The organism is Streptosporangium oxazolinicum (assembly GCF_039537505.1).
GTDB classification, from domain to species: domain Bacteria; phylum Actinomycetota; class Actinomycetes; order Streptosporangiales; family Streptosporangiaceae; genus Streptosporangium; species Streptosporangium oxazolinicum.
On record NZ_BAABAQ010000002.1, the window covers coordinates 476,623 to 495,399 of the forward strand.

The window sequence follows — 18,777 nt, forward strand, 5'->3', positions numbered from 1 at the left end:
TCCCGGGGGCTGGTGCGTTATCGTGTGAGCCTGCACGGCGTTGATGGGGACAGCAACCTCCGTACCCCCTCGCACGAGCGACCCGGGGACGGTGCGAGCCCGGGGCGAGGCGCGGAGGCACAGATCACCCCGGAGCCGCCGGAAGAACGGCCGCGACGACCCGCCAGAGGCTCGCGGCGGCCCAGTAGACCCGGCAGCAGGCCAAAGGAAGAGGACCTCGCGCGCGAGGTCAAGGAGGGTGGTACCGCGGGGCCGACGGCCTCGTCCCTCTACGCCACAGCCGTTTCCAGCGTGGAGGTCCACCCCACAATGTCCGCCTATTTCCGTTCTCTTCCCGCGCAGGTCGATCTTCCCGCGCTTGAGCACGAGGTGCTCGACCGCTGGCGGGACGGCAAGGTCTTCGAGCGCTCGGTCGAGCAGAACGCCGGCGGTCCCAACTGGGTCTTCTACGAGGGTCCGCCCACCGCCAACGGCATGCCCGGCGTCCACCACGTCGAGGCCCGCGTCTTCAAGGACCTCTTCCCCCGCTACAAGTCGATGCGGGGCTTCAACGTCCCCCGCAAGGCGGGCTGGGACTGCCACGGGTTGCCCGTCGAGGTCGCCGTCGAAAAGGAGCTCGGCCTCTCCGGCAAGAAGGAGATCGAGGCGTACGGCATCGCCGAGTTCAACGACAGGTGTCGCGAGTCCGTGCTGAAGCACGTGGACGCCTTCGAGGAGATGACCGAGCGGATGGGCTACTGGATCGACCTGTCCCAGGCCTACCGCACGATGGACCCGGCCTACGTGGAGTCCGTCTGGTGGTCGCTCAAGGTCATCTTCGACAAGGACCTGCTGACCCGCGACTTCCGCATCACCCCGTACTGCCCCCGCTGCGGCACCGGCCTGTCCGACCACGAGCTGGGCCAGCCGGGCGGCTACGAGACCGTCACCAGCCCGTCGGTCTACGTCCGCATGCCCGCGACCTCGGGACCGCTCGCCGACCTCGGCGCCTCGCTGCTGATCTGGACCACCACGCCGTGGACCCTGGTCTCCAACACCGCGGTGGCCGTGCACCCGGACGTGACCTACGTCGCGGCCCGCCCCGCCGGGTCCGACGAGGTCCTGGTGGTGGCCGAGCCGCTGCTGGCCGCCGCGCTGGGCGAGGGCGCCGAGGTCCTCGCCTCCTTCCTGGGCGCCGACCTGGAGCACACCACCTACACGCGGCCGTTCGAGCTGGTCGACATCCCCGGCGCGCACTACGTGGTGCTCGGCTACTACGTCACCACCGAGGACGGCACCGGCCTGGTCCACCAGGCGCCCGCCTTCGGCGCCGACGACATGACGACCTGCAAGCGGTACGGGCTGCCCGTGGTCAACCCGATCGGCCCCGACGGCCGGTTCCTCGACAGCGTGCCCCAGGTCGGCGGCGAGTTCTTCAAGGACGCCGACGAGGGGCTCACCGCCGACCTGCGCGAGCGCGGCCTGCTCTACCGGGGCAGCCACTTCGAGCACAGCTACCCGCACTGCTGGCGCTGCCACACCGCGCTCCTCTACTACGCCCTCCCCGCCTGGTACATCCGCACCACCGCGATCAAGGACCAGCTCCTCGCCGAGAACGAGAAGACCAGCTGGTACCCCGAGACGATCAAGTGGGGCCGGTTCGGCGAGTGGCTGCGCAACAACGTCGACTGGTCCCTGTCGCGTTCGCGCTACTGGGGCACCCCGCTGCCCCTGTGGGTCTGCACGGCCGACGAGTCGCACGTCACCTGCGTCGGCTCGCTGGAGGAGCTGGGCCGCCTGTCCGGCCAGGACGTCTCCGCGCTCGACCCGCACCGCCCCTACGTCGACGACGTCACGCTGCCCTGCCCCACCTGCGGCAACGAGGCGCGCCGGGTGCCCGACGTGATCGACGCCTGGTACGACTCGGGCTCGATGCCCTTCGCCCAGTGGGGCGCCCCGTACCTGAACGAGGAGATGCTCCAGAAGGCCTACCCCGCGCAGTTCATCTGCGAGGCCACCGACCAGACCCGCGGCTGGTTCTACTCGCTGATGGCGGTCGGCACGCTCGTCTTCGGCAGGTCCTCGTACGAGAACGTGCTCTGCCTCGGCCTGATCCTGGCCGAGGACGGCCGCAAGATGAGCAAGCACCTGGGCAACGTCCTGCAGCCGATGCCGCTGATGGACCAGCACGGCGCCGACGCGCTGCGCTGGTACATGGCCTGCTCCGGCTCGCCGTGGGCGGCCCGCAGGGTGGGACACGGCGCCCTGGAGGAGATCGTCCGCAAGGTTCTGCTCACCTACTGGAACACCACGTCGTTCTTCACCCTGTACGCCAACACCGAGTCCTGGGCACCGTCCCGGCTCTCCGAGGCGCCCGCCTACGAGGAGCGCCCGCTGATCGACCGCTGGGCCCTCGCCGAGCTGCACCGGACCGTGTCCGAGGTCACCGCGTCGCTGGACGTCTTCGACACCGCCCGCGTCGGGCGGCGCCTCGCCGAGTTCCTCGACGACCTGTCCAACTGGTACGTGCGCCGCTCCCGGCGCCGCTTCTGGACCGGTGACCCCGCCGCGTTCGCCACGCTGTACGAGTGCCTGGAGACCGTCACCCGGCTGATGGCGCCGGTGGTCCCGTTCACCACCGACTACGTCTGGGACGTGCTCCGCGACGCCGGTGCGCCCTCCTCGGTCCACCTCGCCTCCTGGCCCGAGGTCAACGGCGAGCTGCTGGACCCCGAGCTGTCCGAGCGGATGGCCCTGGTCCGCCGCCTGGTGGAGCTGGGCCGCTCGGCCCGCGCCTCCAGCGGGGTGAAGACCCGCCAGCCGCTCGGCCGCGCCCTGGTCGGCGCCCCCGGCTGGGCCGCGCTCTCCCCGGAGCTGCGCGAGCTGATCGCCGACGAGCTCAACGTGAAGGACCTGGAGGACCTGTCCGGGATCGGGGCGGACCTGGTGTCCTTCACCGTGAAGCCCAACTTCCGGGCGCTGGGCAGGCGGTTCGGCTCCCAGACCAAGCTGGTCGCCTCGGCCGTCACCGCCGCCGACCCCGCCGAGCTCGCCCGCGCGCTCCGTACCGGCTCGCCGGTCCCGGTGGACGCGGGAGAGCTGGGCACCGTGGAGCTCGGCGCCGACGACGTGATCGTCACCGAGCAGCCGAGGTCCGGCTGGGCGGTGGAGGCCGGGGCCGGTGAGACGGTCGCCCTCGACCTCACCATCACCGACGAGCTGCGCCGCTCCGGCCTGATCCGCGACGTCATCCGCCTGCTCCAGGACACCCGCAAGTCCACCGGCCTGGCGATCACCGACCGGATCGACGTGTGGTGGTCCACCGGCGACGCCGACCTGGCCGAGGCCCTGCGGACCCAGGGGCGGACGGTGGCCGACGAGGTCCTCGCCCTCTCCCTCACCGAGGGCGGCGTGGACGACCTCCCCGCCCACGGCGACCCGGAGCTCGGCCTGACCTTCCAGCTCCGCCGCGCGACGGTCTGACCGCCTGGTCCGACCGGCCCGGGAGGAGCGGCGAGACCGGACACGGCCAGGGGGCCGGGGATGTCATCCCCGGCCCCCTGGCCGTCCTGGTTCATCCGGTTCCCGGCCCCGTGGCGGGGGTGCGGTAGCGGGACCGGTGGCGCTGATCCACCGTGTCCCGGTGAGCGGTGAGCACTGCCTCGAGGGGCCCGGCGCCCGGTCGGCTCACGTCCGGCGGTCGAGCCTGCAGATCGGGCAGTTGCTCAGACCGGCCTTCTCGGCCTCGGCCCGGGGCATGGTCTCGATGCCGCTGCCGCCCACGCTGGCGCCCTTGACGAGAGGACAGTCGGAGTCGTGGAAGCGGCGGGTGCCGGCGATGACCGTGACCGTCTCGGCGTCCGCCTCGCGCTCCTTGGCGGTGGGACGCGGCCGGTCCTTGACGGCGGGGATGCCGCCGGGGGAGGTGTCGTCGCCGCGGTCATCGCGGGAGGGGGCGGCCTTTCCGGCCTCGGCGGCCTTGGACGCCGAGCCGGTCTCGGGTGCCGGGGCGGGTTTCGCGGAGGTGGAGTCGGCCGCCACCTGCCGCCCGGCGCGCCCGGACGCGGTCTCGACCGGCTCCACCGGTTCGGGGGCACCGCCCTTGGCGGGGGTCGCTCGCCCGGCGGAACCCGAGGGCTCCGGGGAGGCGTCCCGCCCGGCGGTCGTGGTCTCCGCCTCCGCGGAGGAGTCCTTCGTGCCGGAGACGGCCCCGGCGCGGGCCTTCCCCTCGGTCCTTCCCGCGGACCCGGCCTTGGCCGACCCGCTTCCGGCCGGCTCGGCCTTCGCGGGCTTGGGGTTGGCGAGCCTGGTGGGCTCGGCCTCGTCCTGCGCGGGTCCGGTGGATCCGGACTTCGCGGGCGCGACCACGGGGGTGTCGTCCGGCACGTCGGGCTCGGGCGCCTCGGCCCGGCTCGCGGAGGACGTCCCAGAAGAACCCGAGGAGCCCGAGGAGGTGGGCCCGGTCCCGGCGGGCCTTGCGGTCTTGGACCCGGCGCTCGCGGAATCGGGTGTGGCGGAGGTGTCCGGGCTCTCCTGTCCGGACGCCCGCGCGGCCGCGTCGCGGCTGAACCAGCTGGTGGCCTCGGACGCGGCGTGCGGGATCTCGGGGATCTTCGGCAGCTGGATCGCCGGACGGGTCGGCTGCTCCGCCGGGCGGGCCGGGGGGCTCGCGGGCTCCTGGGGCCGCGCCTGCGGCTCGGGAGGCTTGACGTAGGGCCGGGCGACCGGGACGACGGGCTCCTGCGGGGAGCGCCGGGCCTCCTCGCGGGACGCGGTGCTCTCGCGCCGCTCCTCGGAGGCTTCCGGCCTGGCGGGCGCGACATCGCGCCTGGCCGCCGGGGATGTCGAGGACGCCGGGGATTCGGCCCTGGTCTGCGACGTCTCGGACCGGGCCTGCGGGCCCTCGGCCCCGGGCCGCCGGGATTCGGGCCGCTGAGGGTCGGACCTCCGGGGGTCGGGCCGCTGGGCCTCGGACCGCCGAGGGTCGGGTCGCTGATGTTCGTCGGGCCGCTGGGCCTCGGGCCGCGTTCCGGGGGCCTGCTGCCCGCCGGACGGGGCCGAGGGCTGCACGGGCCGGTACGGGGAGGTGAAGCGGGCGGTGGCCTCGTGCGGTCCCGGCTCGCGGGCACCGGCCGAGGGGCCGGACTCCCGGGAGACGGTCAGGGAGTCGTCGGGCCTCCGCACCCCGGGCGGGGTCTCCCGCTGCTGGGAGCCGGAGGTGGAGGTGGAGTCGGCGGGCAGGCACGTGGTGCAGGGCGTGAAGCCCTCCTCCAGCGCCTCCTCGTGGGTGAGCTCCTCATGATCTCTGCTGGCCAGCTGACGGCATCCCGCGACGTGATAGCGCTTGCGGCCGGGGATGACCAGCACGATCGCCTCGGGGTCCAGGGTGCCCCGCCTCGCCGCGGCGGCGGTGGCCGGCCCGGCCACCGGGCCGCGTCGCGGCTGGGTCGGGGCGGCGGGCACCTGCTGCATCCCGTGCCGCACCATCATCTGCTGTGGCGCGGAAGGCTGGTTCGGCACACCGTGCGGCGCGGGCAGTGGCCCGGCCGGCATCGGTCCCTTCGGGGGAAGGGGCTGAGAGGCCCCGGCGTCCCCGCCGGGGAACAACTCGTGGCGGCGCAACAACGCCCCGATCACCAGGAAGACTGCGGACAGCACGCTGACCGCGATCGACCACATGACCAGGAATGGCTTGGCCAGCACGAACCCCGCGATGAGCAGGACGATGGCCGTGAGTACCAAACCGGCGCTGATAAGGATCACAGAGAGACTCCCGGATGCGGGTCAACGGATGACCCGACACCTTAGCGGCGGTCGTTGTGAGGACCGTCAACGCCCTGGAAGGCGCCGGAATGCTGCGAGGGATCGCCGCCGAACGGGTTGGGCGCGCTCTGGAGGGTCGGCTGACCGCCCGGAGCCACCGCGTGGGACATGGCCGGGGGCCCGCTCACGATCGGGAATCCGCCGCTGCCCTCGGCAGCCACGTTCAGCTCGGCGAGCTGGTTCTCCAGGTACAGCTTCAGGCGGCTGCGGTACTCGCGCTCGAAGCTGCGGAGCTCCTCGACCTTGCGCTCCAGCTCGTCGCGGGTCTGCACCAGGGAGCCCATGGCCTGACGGTGCCGCTCCTGCGCGTCGCGCTCCAGCGTCTCCGCTCGGGCACGCGCGTCACCGATGACCTGCTCGGCCTGGCGACGTGCCTTGCCGAGGATGTCGTCGGCCTCGCGGCGCGCCCGGGTCACCGTCTCGTCCGCCTCGCGGCGGGCGTCGGCGATGGCCTGGTCGGCGGTCTGCTGGGCGAGGGCGAGGACGCGGGCCGCGGTGTCCATGTTGTCCTCGGCCGGAGGCATTCCCATTCCGACGGGAACGGGCTGCTGGTGCTGCACCGGCTCGGGAGCGCGCATCGGCTCCGGCTGCTGCATCATCATCTCGGGCTTGGGCTCGGCGATGGGGGCGGGCGCCATGGCCATGCCCATACCGCCGGGGACCTTGCCCCGCAGGCACTCCGCCAGCTTGGCGCGGAGCTCCTCGTTCTCCTGAATGAGACGGTCCAACTCGGACTCGACCTCATCGAGGAAGGCGTCTACCTCTTCCTCGTCGTAACCCGGCCGAAGGCGGGTCGTACTGAATTGCTTGTTCCGCACGTCGGCGGGCGTCAGCGGCATTTCGGTCTCCTTGGCGCGCTTGGAGTCTGTCCGGGGGGACGGTACCCGATCAACGAAGCGCGGACACGAGTTGGATCAAGACCAAGACCACAATGAACAGCACTGTGAAGCTTAGGTCAAAGGCCACCGTACCCAACCGGAGTGGTGGAATGAAACGGCGGAGGAACTTGAGAGGTGGGTCGGTCACCGTGTATACGGCTTCCGCCAGCACCAGGACGATGCCGGTGGGGCGCCACTGACGTGCGAACGCCTGCACCGTCTCGAAGATCATTCTGCCGATCAGCAGAACGAGATAGATGGACAGGATGAAGACCAAGGTCCCGCTAACGATCCCCACGGTCCGTGCCCGCCTCCACTTCGCTCTGCCGTCCTCTGTCCCGTCGGGACCTGTCGGGCCGGTCACTGTTCATGGTGGCACTCTAGCTCTGGTTGAAGAATCCGCGTTCCGCGATTCGGGCCTTGTCCTCGGCGGTCACCTCGACATTGGCTGGGGACAACAGGAACACCTTGTTGGTAACACGTTCGATGCTGCCGTGTAGGCCAAAGACCAGACCTGCCGCGAAATCAACGAGTCGCTTGGCGTCGCTGTCAACCATCTCGGTCAGGTTCATGATGACCGGGGTGCCGTCGCGGAAGTGCTCGCCGATGGTCCGCGCCTCGTTGTACGTACGAGGGTGAAGGGTGGTGATGCGCGCCAGATCGGTCGTGCGGCGCTCCAGAAGGGCCGTCGTGGGCCTCGGAGCGGGAACGCCGGGGTCGGTGTCGTCCTGGAGGTCGTGGACCGTGCCAGGACGTTCGTCGCCCTCGCGGCGCGCGTCGTCGAACTCCTCGTACTCGTCGTCGGGGTAGCTGTCGTATCTCTCGTAGCGGTCGTCCTCAACAAGACCGAGGTAGACCGCCATCTTGCGCATCGCGCCGGCCATCGCTACTTCTTCCTCCGTCTTACTTCGGATGCGCCCCAGGGACCAGCCCGACCGCCCTGAGCTCACCACCGTTCGACCGCTGCTCGGATACGCGGACGCCAAGGCCCACTTGAAGGGACATTACCTGACGAAGGGCTTCCTGCGACCGAGCAACGCCGTACCAACACGCAGGTGTGTCGCGCCGTTGGCGATCGCCTGGGATATGTCCCCACTCATTCCCGCCGAGATGACGTCGGCGTCCGGGTGGGCCCGCCGGACGGAGTGCGCGATCTCCCTCAGCCTCGCGAACGCCCTGCCCGGCTCCTCCCCCAGCGGCGCGACCGCCATCACCCCGCCCAGCTCAAGCCCCCCGGCTCCGGCGACGGCGTCGGCCAGGGCCTCCACCTCCTCCGGTCGCGCGCCGCCCCGCGCGGGGTCGCCGTCGAGCGCGACCTGCACCAGGCAGGTGACCGTGCGTCCCGCCCCGAGCGCCTCCCTGCTGAGCGCGGTGACCAGGCGCGGGCGGTCGACCGAGTGGACGACGTCGGCGTACCCGACCACCGAGCGGACCTTGTTGGTCTGCAACTGGCCGACGAAGTGCCAGCGGAGGCCGAGATCGGCGCACTCGCGCGCCTTGGCCGAGGCCTCCTGGTCGCGGTTCTCCCCGACGTCGGTGATCCCGAGTCCGGCCAGGAACCGTACGTCGGAGGCGGGGTAGGTCTTGCTCACCGCGATGAGCGTCAGCTCCTCGCGGTGACGGCCGGCGGCCCGGCAGGCTTGGGCGATCTCCGCCTCGACCCGGGCCAGCCCGGCCGCGATCTCGTCACGTCGTGTTGTTTCCGTCACATCTCCGCCGCTCGGACACTGGCAAACCGGCGGAGCCCATTCTTCCCGGCACGGCCGGGCGGTCCGTCGCCGCCCCCACCGTGAGAGATGTCACTTCAGGAAGTCGGGGACGTCCAGCTCCTCTTCCTGCTCCTCGAAGATCACCGGTCGGCGCCGGGCGGGGTCGGTGGCCCTGGCGGAGATCGGCGTCGGCTGCGAGGGCTCGGGAGCCGGTCGCGGGATCGACAACGGCGGGGAGTGCGGCTCCTCCGCGCGGTGCGGCTCGGCCTGCTCCGCGGCGGACGGCGCCTGCTGGACCGGGTAGATCTGCTGCGGCTGGGGCGCGGGCTCCGCCTGCGGGGGGGCGACCGGCCGCACCGGCGGGGGCGGCGCGTGCTCCACCCTGGGCTCGGGACGGGGCTCCGGGCGGGGCTCGGCCTTGACGGTGGGCGCCAGCGGGCGGACCTGGGGCGCCGCCGAGGGTGGGGCCGGGCGCGAGACGGACTGCGGGCGGGCGGCCGGTTGCGAGAGCGGCTTGGGCTCGGGAGCGGGCTCGTCGAACCCGGCCGCGATCACCGTGACGCGCACCTCGTCGCCGAGGGCGTCGTCGATGACCGTACCGAAGATGATGTTGGCGTCCGGCGCGGCGGCGGTGGAGACGAGCTGGGCCGCCTCGTTGATCTCGAACAGGCCGAGGTCGGAGCCGCCGGCGATCGAGAGCAGCACGCCGTGCGCGCCGTCGATGCTCGCCTCCAGCAGCGGGCTGGAGACGGCCATCTCGGCCGCCGCGACCGAACGGTCGTCGCCGCGGGCGTGGCCGATACCCATCAGGGCGGAGCCCGCCCCGGACATGACCGACTTCACGTCGGCGAAGTCGAGGTTGATCAGGCCGGGCGTGGTGATCAGGTCGGTGATGCCCTGGACACCGGAGAGCAGCACCTGGTCGGCCGCCTTGAAGGCGTCCAGCACGCTCACCTGCCGGTCGGAGATCGACAGCAGCCGGTCGTTCGGGATCACGATGAGGGTGTCGACCTCCTCGCGGAGGGTCTCGATGCCCGCGTCGGCCTGCATCGCCCTGCGCCGGCCCTCGAAGCTGAAGGGCCGGGTCACGACGCCGATGGTCAGCGCGCCCAGCGTACGGGCGATGTTGGCCACCACCGGGGCGCCGCCGGTGCCCGTGCCACCGCCCTCACCCGCCGTGACGAAAACCATGTCGGCCCCCTTGAGGACCTCCTCGATCTCCTCACGGTGGTCCTCGGCCGCCTTGCGCCCGACTTCGGGATTGGCTCCCGCGCCGAGGCCACGGGTGAGTTCGCGCCCGACGTCGAGCTTGACGTCGGCGTCACTCATCAGCAGCGCCTGGGCGTCGGTATTGATGGCGATGAACTCGACGCCCTTGAGTCCCTCCTCGATCATCCGGTTGACGGCGTTGACTCCGCCTCCGCCGATTCCTACAACCTTGATGACCGCGAGGTAGTTCTGCGGTGCTGCCACGACGAGGGGCCTTTCCGCTCGTTGACTTGCAATTTCATGCGGCACGGGGCCCGTGCCGTCGTTTCCAAAACCCTCACCCTCAAGTTGAGATTTAGCTTTATGTCAACCTGAGGAGTGATACGGACAGTAGGAGTTACGCTCCTGGCGGGTCAACTAACCGCGCCGCAAGCGCGTCCAGCGTGTCGCGGGCCGCCCATTTCCGGGAACGCCCGCCATCCGATGAGATCACTTAACCGTCACGACGTCAGGCGAACTGACGTCATAGGTGTCGGCCGGACGCTTGAGCAGCGTAACAAGGATCCGCGTCTTGTCTGCGGGCCGGTCACCGCCGCCCCACACGATCGCGCGGCCGTCCTTGAGACGCAGCGAGACCGTCTCCGCCGACGGCGCGAGCACCTCCGCGACCCGGCGGGCGAGATTGTCCGGCAGCGCGGTGATGACGGTGAGCGCCGCCACGGTCGCCGGATCCGCCGGACCCGGCCGCGACACCCGCAGCACGGGCAGCGTCGGGGGCGCGACGTCCCTGAGCTCGGCGACCATCCCGTGCCGGTCCATCAGCGCGGACCTGTCACCGACCGGCACCACCACCACCGGCTCGCGCTCCACGACCTCGACGCGCAGGGTGCCCGGCCAGGCGCGGCTCACCGTCACCGACTCGACCTGCGGGATCCTGCCGATCCTGCCCTCGACCTCGGCCACGTCGACGGTGGCGAGGGGCTTGTCCGCGGCCACCTCCGCCGCCCGCCGGATCTGCTCGGCGGACAGGCCCGCGTTGCCCACCACCTGGATGTCCCGCACCCCGAGCACCGGGGAGAAGAACACCAGCCACGCGGCGATGCCCACCACCCCCACGGTGAGCAGGGCCAGGAAGGCCGACCGCCACACCCCGTTCATCACCACTCCCCCTCCGGCGACCCGCGCCCGCCGACGTGGGTCACCGCGCGGCCAGCTCCGCCACGATCCTGGGGCCCAGCTCCGTCACGTCGCCCGCCCCCATGGTCAGGACGATGTCACCGGGCCTGGCCCGGCCCGCCACCAGGGCGGGCACGCTGTCACGGTGGGGGACGTAGGCCACCCGCTCCGCGGGCAGCGGCACCTTTCCGGCCACCAGCGCCCCCGACACGCCGGGCTCGGGGTCCTCACGGGCTCCGTAGACGTCCAGGACGACGGCCTCGTCGGCGAGCCCGAGCGCGGCGCCGAACTCGTCGGCGAAGAACCTCGTGCGTGAGTACAGGTGCGGCTGGAAGACCGCGATGACCCTGCCGTCGCCGGAGAAGGACGCCACCACGTCCCGCGCCGCGCGCAGGTCGGCGGCGAGCTCGGTCGGGTGGTGGGCGTAGCTGTCGAAGACCGCCACCCCGCCCGCCTCGCCCTTGGCCTCGAAGCGGCGCTTGGCGCCGGTGAAGGCCGCCAGGCCGTCGCGGATCTCGTCGAAGGAGACGCCGAGCTCCCCCGCCACGGCGATGGCGGAGGCGGCGTTGAGCGCGTTGTGACGGCCGGGCACCGCGAGCCTGACCTCCCCGCGCCCCGCGACCGTGAAGGTGATGCCCAGCCCCTCGGGGACGATCCCGCCCACCCGCAGGTCGGCGTCCTCGGACTCACCGTACGTGATCACCTTCAGGCCGCGGGCGCGGGCGATCGGGATCAGCGCGGCGGAGCCGGGGTCGTCGGCGCAGACCACCATGGTGGCGGTGACGCGCTCGACGAACCGGGCGAAGCTGTCGTGGACCGCGCGCGGGTCGCCGTAGTTGTCCAGGTGGTCGGGCTCGACGTTGGTCACCACGGCGATGTCGGGGGCCAGCATCAGGAAGGAGCCGTCGCTCTCGTCGGCCTCGGCGACGAAGACCTCGCCCGAGCCCTCGTCGGCGCCCAGGCCCGTCGTCACCAGTTGCCCGCCCACGCAGTACGAGGGGTCGGCGCCGCACTTCTGCAGCGCCACGGTGAGCATCGAGGTCGTGGTGGTCTTGCCGTGGGTGCCTGCCAGCGCGACGCCGGTCTTGCCCGCCATGACGGAGGCGAGCGCCGCGGCCCTGGGGATGACCCGCAGGCCCTGGCGGAGCGCCTCGCCCAGCTCGGGGTTGGAGTCGCGGATCGCGGTGGAGACCACGACGGTGTCGACGTGCTTGACGTGCGAGGCGGCGTGGCCGATGTGGACCCTCGCCCCCAGGTCCCGCAGCTCCGTCACCAGGTCCGAGCCCCGCGCGTCGCTGCCGGAGACCGGCACTCCCCGCTTGAGCAGGATGCGCGCGATCCCGGACATCCCGGAACCGCCGATCCCGATGAAGTGGACCCGTCCCAGATCGCCGGCCGCGACCGGATCCACCAGCTTGACCAGGCTCATCGGCCGCTCACCCCTCCTCGTTCGCCGCGCGGGCGCGTCCGCGCCGCGTCCGGCCGTCGTCCGTCTTCCGCGGTCTCGCGCTCACCGCCCCGGATCCCCTCGGCACCCATTCAGCCCCTCCCCTGCGCCGCGATCCCCAGCACCCTGCGCGCCAGCGTCACGTCGGCGTCCTTCCTGCCCATCCTGGAGGCCGCCTCGGACATGGTCACCACGCGCTCGGGGTCGGACAGGATGGGCAGCACGTTCTGGATGATCCACTCCGCCGACAGCTCCGCGTCGTCGATCATCAGACCGCCGCCGCCCCGCACGATCGGGGTGGCGTTGAGCCGCTGCTCGCCGTTGCCGTGCGGCAGCGGGATGTACGCGGCCGGCAGGCCCACGGCCGTCAGCTCGGCGCAGGTCATCGCGCCGCTGCGGCACAGGGCGAAGTCGGCCGCCGCGTAGGCGAGGTCCATCCGGTCGACGTACTGCAGCACGACGTACTGCGGGTCGCCCGGCGGCGGCTCCTCCTCCAGGGTGTTCTTCGGGCCGATGACGTGCAGCACCTGCACCCCGGCCCCGCGCAACGCGGGAGCGGCGGCCAGGGCCGCCCGGTTGAGCGAGCGGGCCCCCTGGGAGCCGCCGGTGACCAGCAGCGTGGGCAGGTCGGCCTCCAGGCCGAACCAGGACCTCGCCTTGTCGCCCATGGACAGCCGGTCCAGGTTGACGATCTCGCGGCGGAGGGGGATCCCGATGTGCTCGGCGCGGTTCAGCGGGGTGTCGGGGTGGCCGGTGAACACGTGCTCGGTGAGGCGCGCGCCCAGCCGGTTGGCCAGGCCGGGGCGCGGGTTGGCCTCGTGGACCACGATCGGCACGTTGCGCCGCCGCGCCGCCAGGTAGGCGGGGGTCGCCACGTAACCGCCGAAGCCGACCAGGACGTCGGCCTGGACGCGGTCCATGATGCCGGCGGCCGCGTTGATGGCGCCCGCCAGGCGGCCGGGCACGCTCAGGAGCTGGGGCGTCAGGGCCCGGGGCAGCGGCACCGCGGGCACCAGCTGCAGCTCGTATCCCCGGGCGGGCACCAGCCTGGTCTCCAGGCCGCGTTCCGTACCGAGGCAGGTGATCCCGATGTTCGGGTCGAGTTGGCGCAACGCGTCGGCCAGAGCGAGCGCCGGTTCGATATGACCGGCCGTCCCGCCGCCGGCGAGGACCACCCTCATGTCGGTCCTTTCGCTTATCGTCTTCCGCGGCCCGGCCGTCGTTTTCCGGCCGGACCACCCAGGCCAAGCCAGCTTAGGCCCCGCGCCACCGGTCCGGGGCCATGGGCCGCGAGAGCCTCGCGGGCGCCGGGCTCGTGCTTGGCGAACGACAGGAGCATGCCGAGGGCGGCGAGGGTGGGCAGCAGGGCCGATCCGCCGTAGGAGACCAGCGGCAACGGGATGCCGGTGATGGGCAGCACACCGATGACCGCGCCGATGTTGACGATCGCCTGGCCCACGATCCAGGCGACCCCGGCGGCGGAGGCGAGCCTGACGAACGGGTCCTTGACCCGGGTGGCCACCCGCAGTCCCGCGTAGCCCAGCAGCCCGAACAGGGCCACCACGACGAGCGTGCCCATCAGGCCGAGCTCCTCGCCGAGGATGGAGAAGATGAAGTCGCTCTCCGAGTGCGGGATCCAGCTCCACTTCTGCCTGCTGGAGCCCAGGCCCAGCCCGAACCAGCCGCCGCTGCCGATGGCGATCTGCCCCTGCACGGCCTGGAAGCCCGAGCCCTGGGCGTTGCCCCACGGGTCGAGCCAGCCCGCGATCCGCGCCGAGCGGTATCCCTCGGTGCTGATCATGACGATGGTCGCGAGCACGGTCACCGCGAGGATCCCGCCGAACAGCTTCAGCGGCGCCCCCACCACCCACAGCAGCGACAGGAAGATCAGCATCAGCACCAGCGTGGTGCCGAGGTCGCTGCCCAGCATGACCATGACGGCCAGGATGGCGGTGCCCGGCATCAGCGGGATGAACAGGTTGCGCCACTCGATCATGCCGTTGCGCGCCTTGCGGGCCAGCAGGTCGGCGCCCCAGAGCATCAGCCCGAGCTTGGCGGGCTCGGACGGCTGCAGGTGGATGGGGCCGAGGTCGATCCAGCGCTGGGCGCCCAGCTGGGAGACGCCGACGAACAGCACCAGCACCAGGCCGAGGATCGACAGCGCCATCAGCGGCAGACCGGCGAGCCTGAAGAACCGGGGCGGCAGCTGCGCGCAGATCCACATCAGCGGCAGGCCGAGCGCCGCCGAGATCGACTGCTTGAAGAACCAGTAGAAGGGATTGCCCGTCTCCTGCAGCGCCTCGATGCTGGAGGCCGACAGCACCATCATCAGGCCGAGGGTGAGCAGCAGCGCGCTGCACCCCAGGATCAGGTAGTACGAGGTCAGCGGCCGGTTGAGCAGCTCGCGGAAGGCGAGCACGTGCTCGCGGAACCCCTCGGGGCGCCTGGACGCGTCCTTGCGGACGAGCGCGCCCTCGTGGGTGACCGTGCTCACGCCGCTCCCCCGTCGTGCCCCTCGGCGAGACGATGCACGGCTCGGGCGAACGCCTCCCCTCGGGCGGGGTAACCGGCGAACATGTCCAGAGAGGCGCCGGCCGGGGCGAGCAGCACGGTGTCTCCGGGGGCGGCGAGCCTGGCGGCTTCGGTGACGACGCGGTCCATGACCCCAGTGTCTTGCCCCGCCACCTCCACCACCGGAACATTCCCGGCGTGTCGCGCCAGAGCTTCGCGAATTCGCTCGCGGTCGGCGCCCAGGAGCACCGCGCCGCGCAGGCGGGGCGCGGCGCGGCGTACCAGCTCGCCGACGTCGGCGCCCTTGAGCTGTCCTCCGGCGACCCAGACGATCGACGGGTAGGCGGCCAGCGAGGCGGCGGCGGCGTGCGGGTTGGTGGCCTTGGAGTCGTCCACGTAGTCGACCTCGGCGACCCTGGCCACGTGCGCGATCCGGTGGGGGTCGGGCACGAAGGCGAGCAGACCCTCGCGGACGGCGGCGGCGGGCACCCCGTAGGCCCTGGCCAGGGCCGCGGCGGCGAGCGCGTTGGCCACGTTGTGCGGCGCGAACGGGCGGATGTCGGCGAGCGAGGCGAGCTCCTCGGCGTTGCCCACCGGATCGGCGACGAACGCCCGGTCCACCAGCAGGTCCTCGACCACGCCGAGCTGGCCGGGCCGGGGCACCGCGAGGGTGAAGCCCACGCTCCGCGCCGCGCCGCCGCGCCCGGCCGCGCTCTCGTACGGCGCGGCGAGGCGGGCCGCCCACTCGTCGTCGGCGTTGTGCACGATCGTCCCGGCCCTGGCGAAGATCTCCCCCTTGACGCGGGCGTACTCCTCCATGGAGCCGTGCCAGTCGAGGTGGTCGGGCGCCACGTTGAGCACCGCGGCCGCGTACGGGGCGATGCTGGGCGAGCGGTGCAGCTGGAAGCTTGACAGCTCCACCGCGAGCACGTCGCCGGGTCCGGTGACGGCCTCCACCACCGGGGTGCCGACGTTGCCGACGGCGAGCGCCCGGTGGCCCGCGGCCAGCAGCATCGCGGTGAGCATGCGCACCGCGGTGGTCTTGCCGTTGGTGCCGGTCAGCGCCAGCCAGGGGGCCGCGCCCTCGGGGCGGAGCCGCCAGGCCAGCTCGACCTCGCCGATCACCTCGATCCCGGCCGCCGCGGCGGCGGCGAGCAGCGGGTGGTGCGGCGGCCAGCCGGTGGTGACGATCAGGGAGGTGCCCGCGGGAGGTTCGGCGGGCTCGCCGAAGCGGACCTCGACGCCGAGCGCGGTCAGCTCCCCGGCGATCACCCTGGCCCGCTCGCCGTCCCGGCCCTCCAGGACGACCACCTTCTCGCCGCGCCCCGCCATCGCGCGGGCGACGGCCGTGCCCGAGACCCCCAGTCCCGCGACGCAGATCACGCGTCCTCCCCTGCCGGGCCCGTCCGGCTCGTCGACCCGTTCACAGCCTGGGCATCCATTCCACGTAGAAGATCCCCAGCCCGGCGGCGGCGCACAGGGCGGCGATCAGCCAGAAGCGGACCACGATCGTCGTCTCGGCCCAGCCCTTCAGCTCGAAGTGGTGCTGGAGCGGGGCCATCCTGAAGACCCGTTTCCCGGTCATCTTGAAGAAGCCGACCTGGATGATCACCGACATGGTGATGAGCACGCACATCCCGGCGAGGACGATCAGCAGGAGCTGGGTCCTGGTGGTGATGGCCAGCCCGGCGAGCACGCCGCCCAGGGCGAGCGAGCCGGTGTCGCCCATGAAGATCTTCGCGGGCGGGGCGTTCCACCACAGGAACCCGACCAGCGCGCCGAGCACCGCGGCGGCGACCACGGCCAGGTCCAGCGGATCGCGGACCCAGTAGCAGTTGGGCCCGAGCTGGGTGGTGCAGCTGTTGCGCAGCTGCCAGTTGCCGATCAGCACGTACGAGGCCAGCACCACGCCGGTGGCGCCGCTGGCCAGGCCGTCGAGGCCGTCGGTGAGGTTCACCGCGTTGGAGAAGCCGACGATCATGATCAGCACCCAGATGGTGAACCCGATGAGGCCCACGGAGGGGCCGAAGTCCCTCAGGAACGACAGGCGCGTCTCGGCCGGGGTGATCAGGTAGGCGTTGGGGAAACGGGTCACCAGGACCGCGAAGACCGCGCCGACGATGAGCTGGCCCAGCGCCTTGGCGCCGCTGCGCAGGCCGAGGCTGCGCTGCTTGTAGATCTTGATGAAGTCGTCGAGGAAGCCGACCGCGCCCAGTCCCGTCATCAGGAACAGCACGAGGACGGCGGAGACCGTGGGGGGGGTGAAGCTGTAGAGATGGGCGCAGGCGAAGCCGACCAGCGCGGCGATCACGATCACGGTGCCGCCCATGGTGGGGGTGCCGCGCTTGTCGTGGTGGCCGGAGGGTCCCTCCTCCCGGATGCTCTGCCCGTAGCCGCGCCGGGAGAACAGGCGGATCGCCAGCGGCGTGCCCAGCATGGACAGCAGCAGGCTGACCGCCGCCGCGACGAGGATCTCCCTCATCGGCGGTCACCCCCGAGCAGCGCCGCGGCCACGCGTTCGAGGCCCGAGGCCCGAGGCCCCTTGATCAGTACGACGTCGCCGGGGGCGAGCAGCGCCGACAGCTCCGCGCCCGCCTGGGCCGCGTCGGCGGCGTGCGAGACCGCGGTGGCGACCGGAGCCCCGCCGCCCGCTCCGGAGGTCTCCCCGAACGCGGCGACGGGCGAGGGCCGTGCGGCCCGGCCGGTGCCGGGCGGGCCGGCCGCGCCGTCGCCCGGTGGCCCCCCCGCCCCGGCGTACGCGGCGGAGCCGACCGGTACGCGACCGCCGCCCTCCCGCCCGGCCTGTACGGCGGCCTCGGCCCCGGCCAGGACCGGATCGGCGTCGGGGCCGACGACGAACAGGCCCGTGAGTCCCGCGCCCCCGGCCAGGCGCCCCAGCTCCTCGTTGAGCGCGGCGCTCTCGTCGCCCAGCTCGCGCAGGGCGGCGATGACCGCGAAGCGGCGGCGGTCGCCCGCGAGCGCGTCCAGGGTGCCGAAGGCGGCCCGCATCGAGTCGGGGTTGGCGTTGTAGGCGTCGTTGATCACGGTCACGCCGTCGGCGCGGTCGGTGACCTCCATCCGCCAGCGGCTGCGGGGCTCGGCCTCCGACAGCTCCTCGGCGATGGTGGCGACCGGCAGGCCGAGCTCGTAGGCGGCCGCGGCGGCGGCCAGTGCGTTCTCCACCGCGTGCTCGCCGTAGAGGCGCAGGCCGACCGGGGCGGCGCCCGAGGGGGTGCGCAGCGTGAAGGAGGCGCGTCCTCGCTCGTCGACGGTCACGTTCTCGGCCCGCACGGCCGCGCCCTCGCCCCGGCCGTACCAGGTGACGCGGGCGCCGGTGCGCCCCGCCATCGCGGCCACCAGCGGGTCGTCGGCGTTGAGCACGGCCACGCCCTCGGCGGGCAGCGCCTCGACCAGCTCGCCCTTGGCCCTGGCGATCTCCTCCTTGCCGCCGAAGACCCCCAGGTGGGCGGTGCCGACGTTGAGGACCACGCCGATCCTCGGCGGGGCGACGCGGGTCAGGTGGGCGATGTGCCCCGCGTTCCTCGCGCCGAGTTCCAGCACCAGGTAGCGGGTGTCCTCGCCGGACTTCAGCACGGTCAGCGGGTGGCCGATCTCGTTGTTGAACGAGCCGGCCGTGGCGACCGTCGGGCCGATCCTGGCGGTGAGCCTGGCCAGCAGGTCCTTGGTGGTGGTCTTGCCCGCGGAGCCGGTGAGGCCGATGACCGTGGTCGCCGGCAGGGCCGCGCAGACCGCGGTGGCCAGGCCCGTCATGGCGGCCACGGTGTCGCCGACGATGACGGCGGGGGCGTCGACGGGCCGGGAGGCGAGCACGGCGACCGCCCCGGCCGCGACGGCCTGGGCGGCGAAGTCGTGCCCGTCGACCCGTTCACCCTTGATCGCGACGAACAGCGACCCCGGTTCGACGGCGCGGGAGTCGGTGACGACCGGGCCGCGCACCACCGCGCGTGGGTCGGCCATGCCCGCGAGGGCGCCCGAGGTGATCTCGGCGATCCTGGCCAGCGGCAACGGGATCATGATGCGTCTT

General features: G+C 72.5%; 14 protein-coding genes. 1 reads left to right on the forward strand and 13 read right to left on the reverse strand.

Annotated elements, in window-relative coordinates:
• The first annotated feature begins 309 nt into the window (after window positions 1-309).
• On the forward strand, window positions 310-3,462 hold the full coding sequence (gene ileS / locus ABD817_RS07110; protein ID WP_344916234.1) for an isoleucine--tRNA ligase: 3,153 nt from the start codon (window positions 310-312) through the stop codon (window positions 3,460-3,462).
• 204 nt (window positions 3,463-3,666) lie between these two features.
• Here ileS and ABD817_RS07115 read toward each other — a convergent pair whose 3' ends face one another.
• From ABD817_RS07115 to ABD817_RS07175, 13 genes are all read right to left on the reverse strand, one after another.
• Window positions 3,667-5,742 carry a hypothetical protein gene (locus tag ABD817_RS07115; protein ID WP_344916236.1) on the reverse strand — a complete coding sequence of 692 codons (2,076 nt, stop codon included), beginning with the start codon at window positions 5,740-5,742 and terminating at the stop codon, window positions 3,667-3,669.
• A 41-nt stretch (window positions 5,743-5,783) separates the two neighbouring features.
• Window positions 5,784-6,641: a DivIVA domain-containing protein gene (locus ABD817_RS07120; protein ID WP_344916238.1), complete on the reverse strand. Its 858-nt coding sequence runs from the start codon at window positions 6,639-6,641 to the stop codon at window positions 5,784-5,786.
• 49 nt (window positions 6,642-6,690) lie between these two features.
• Window positions 6,691-6,978 carry a YggT family protein gene (locus ABD817_RS07125; RefSeq protein WP_344916240.1) on the reverse strand — a complete coding sequence of 96 codons (288 nt, stop codon included), beginning with the start codon at window positions 6,976-6,978 and terminating at the stop codon, window positions 6,691-6,693.
• 82 nt (window positions 6,979-7,060) lie between these two features.
• Window positions 7,061-7,564, reverse strand: coding sequence for a cell division protein SepF (locus tag ABD817_RS07130; protein WP_344916242.1), 504 nt, complete (start codon window positions 7,562-7,564; stop codon window positions 7,061-7,063).
• Between the two features lie 120 nt (window positions 7,565-7,684).
• Window positions 7,685-8,389: a YggS family pyridoxal phosphate-dependent enzyme gene (locus ABD817_RS07135; RefSeq protein ID WP_344916244.1), complete on the reverse strand. Its 705-nt coding sequence runs from the start codon at window positions 8,387-8,389 to the stop codon at window positions 7,685-7,687.
• A gap of 90 nt (window positions 8,390-8,479) precedes the next feature.
• Window positions 8,480-9,862 (reverse strand): cell division protein FtsZ, encoded by a 1,383-nt coding sequence (gene ftsZ / locus ABD817_RS07140; RefSeq protein WP_344916246.1) that lies wholly within the window; start codon window positions 9,860-9,862, stop codon window positions 8,480-8,482.
• Between the two features lie 225 nt (window positions 9,863-10,087).
• A complete protein-coding gene (locus ABD817_RS07145) occupies window positions 10,088-10,756 on the reverse strand; it encodes a cell division protein FtsQ/DivIB (protein ID WP_344916248.1) in 669 nt (222 codons plus the stop codon).
• A 40-nt stretch (window positions 10,757-10,796) separates the two neighbouring features.
• A complete protein-coding gene (gene murC / locus ABD817_RS07150; protein ID WP_344916250.1) occupies window positions 10,797-12,203 on the reverse strand; it encodes a UDP-N-acetylmuramate--L-alanine ligase in 1,407 nt (468 codons plus the stop codon).
• A gap of 110 nt (window positions 12,204-12,313) precedes the next feature.
• Window positions 12,314-13,402 carry an undecaprenyldiphospho-muramoylpentapeptide beta-N-acetylglucosaminyltransferase gene (gene murG, locus ABD817_RS07155; RefSeq protein WP_344916252.1) on the reverse strand — a complete coding sequence of 363 codons (1,089 nt, stop codon included), beginning with the start codon at window positions 13,400-13,402 and terminating at the stop codon, window positions 12,314-12,316.
• Window positions 13,403-13,416: 14 nt separating this feature from the next.
• Complete coding sequence (ftsW, locus tag ABD817_RS07160; protein ID WP_344916254.1) at window positions 13,417-14,715, reverse strand: putative lipid II flippase FtsW; 1,299 nt, start codon at window positions 14,713-14,715, stop codon at window positions 13,417-13,419.
• The gene (gene murD, locus ABD817_RS07165; protein ID WP_344916256.1) at window positions 14,712-16,115 is read right to left on the reverse strand and encodes a UDP-N-acetylmuramoyl-L-alanine--D-glutamate ligase; all 1,404 of its coding nucleotides are present in this window, start codon (window positions 16,113-16,115) and stop codon (window positions 14,712-14,714) included. The genes ftsW and murD overlap by 4 nt, the downstream gene beginning before the upstream one ends.
• 40 nt (window positions 16,116-16,155) lie before the next feature.
• Window positions 16,156-17,214 carry a phospho-N-acetylmuramoyl-pentapeptide-transferase gene (mraY, locus tag ABD817_RS07170; protein ID WP_344916258.1) on the reverse strand — a complete coding sequence of 353 codons (1,059 nt, stop codon included), beginning with the start codon at window positions 17,212-17,214 and terminating at the stop codon, window positions 16,156-16,158.
• Window positions 17,211-18,767 carry a UDP-N-acetylmuramoyl-tripeptide--D-alanyl-D-alanine ligase gene (locus tag ABD817_RS07175; protein WP_344916260.1) on the reverse strand — a complete coding sequence of 519 codons (1,557 nt, stop codon included), beginning with the start codon at window positions 18,765-18,767 and terminating at the stop codon, window positions 17,211-17,213. The genes mraY and ABD817_RS07175 overlap by 4 nt, the downstream gene beginning before the upstream one ends.
• Window positions 18,768-18,777 lie beyond the last annotated feature (10 nt).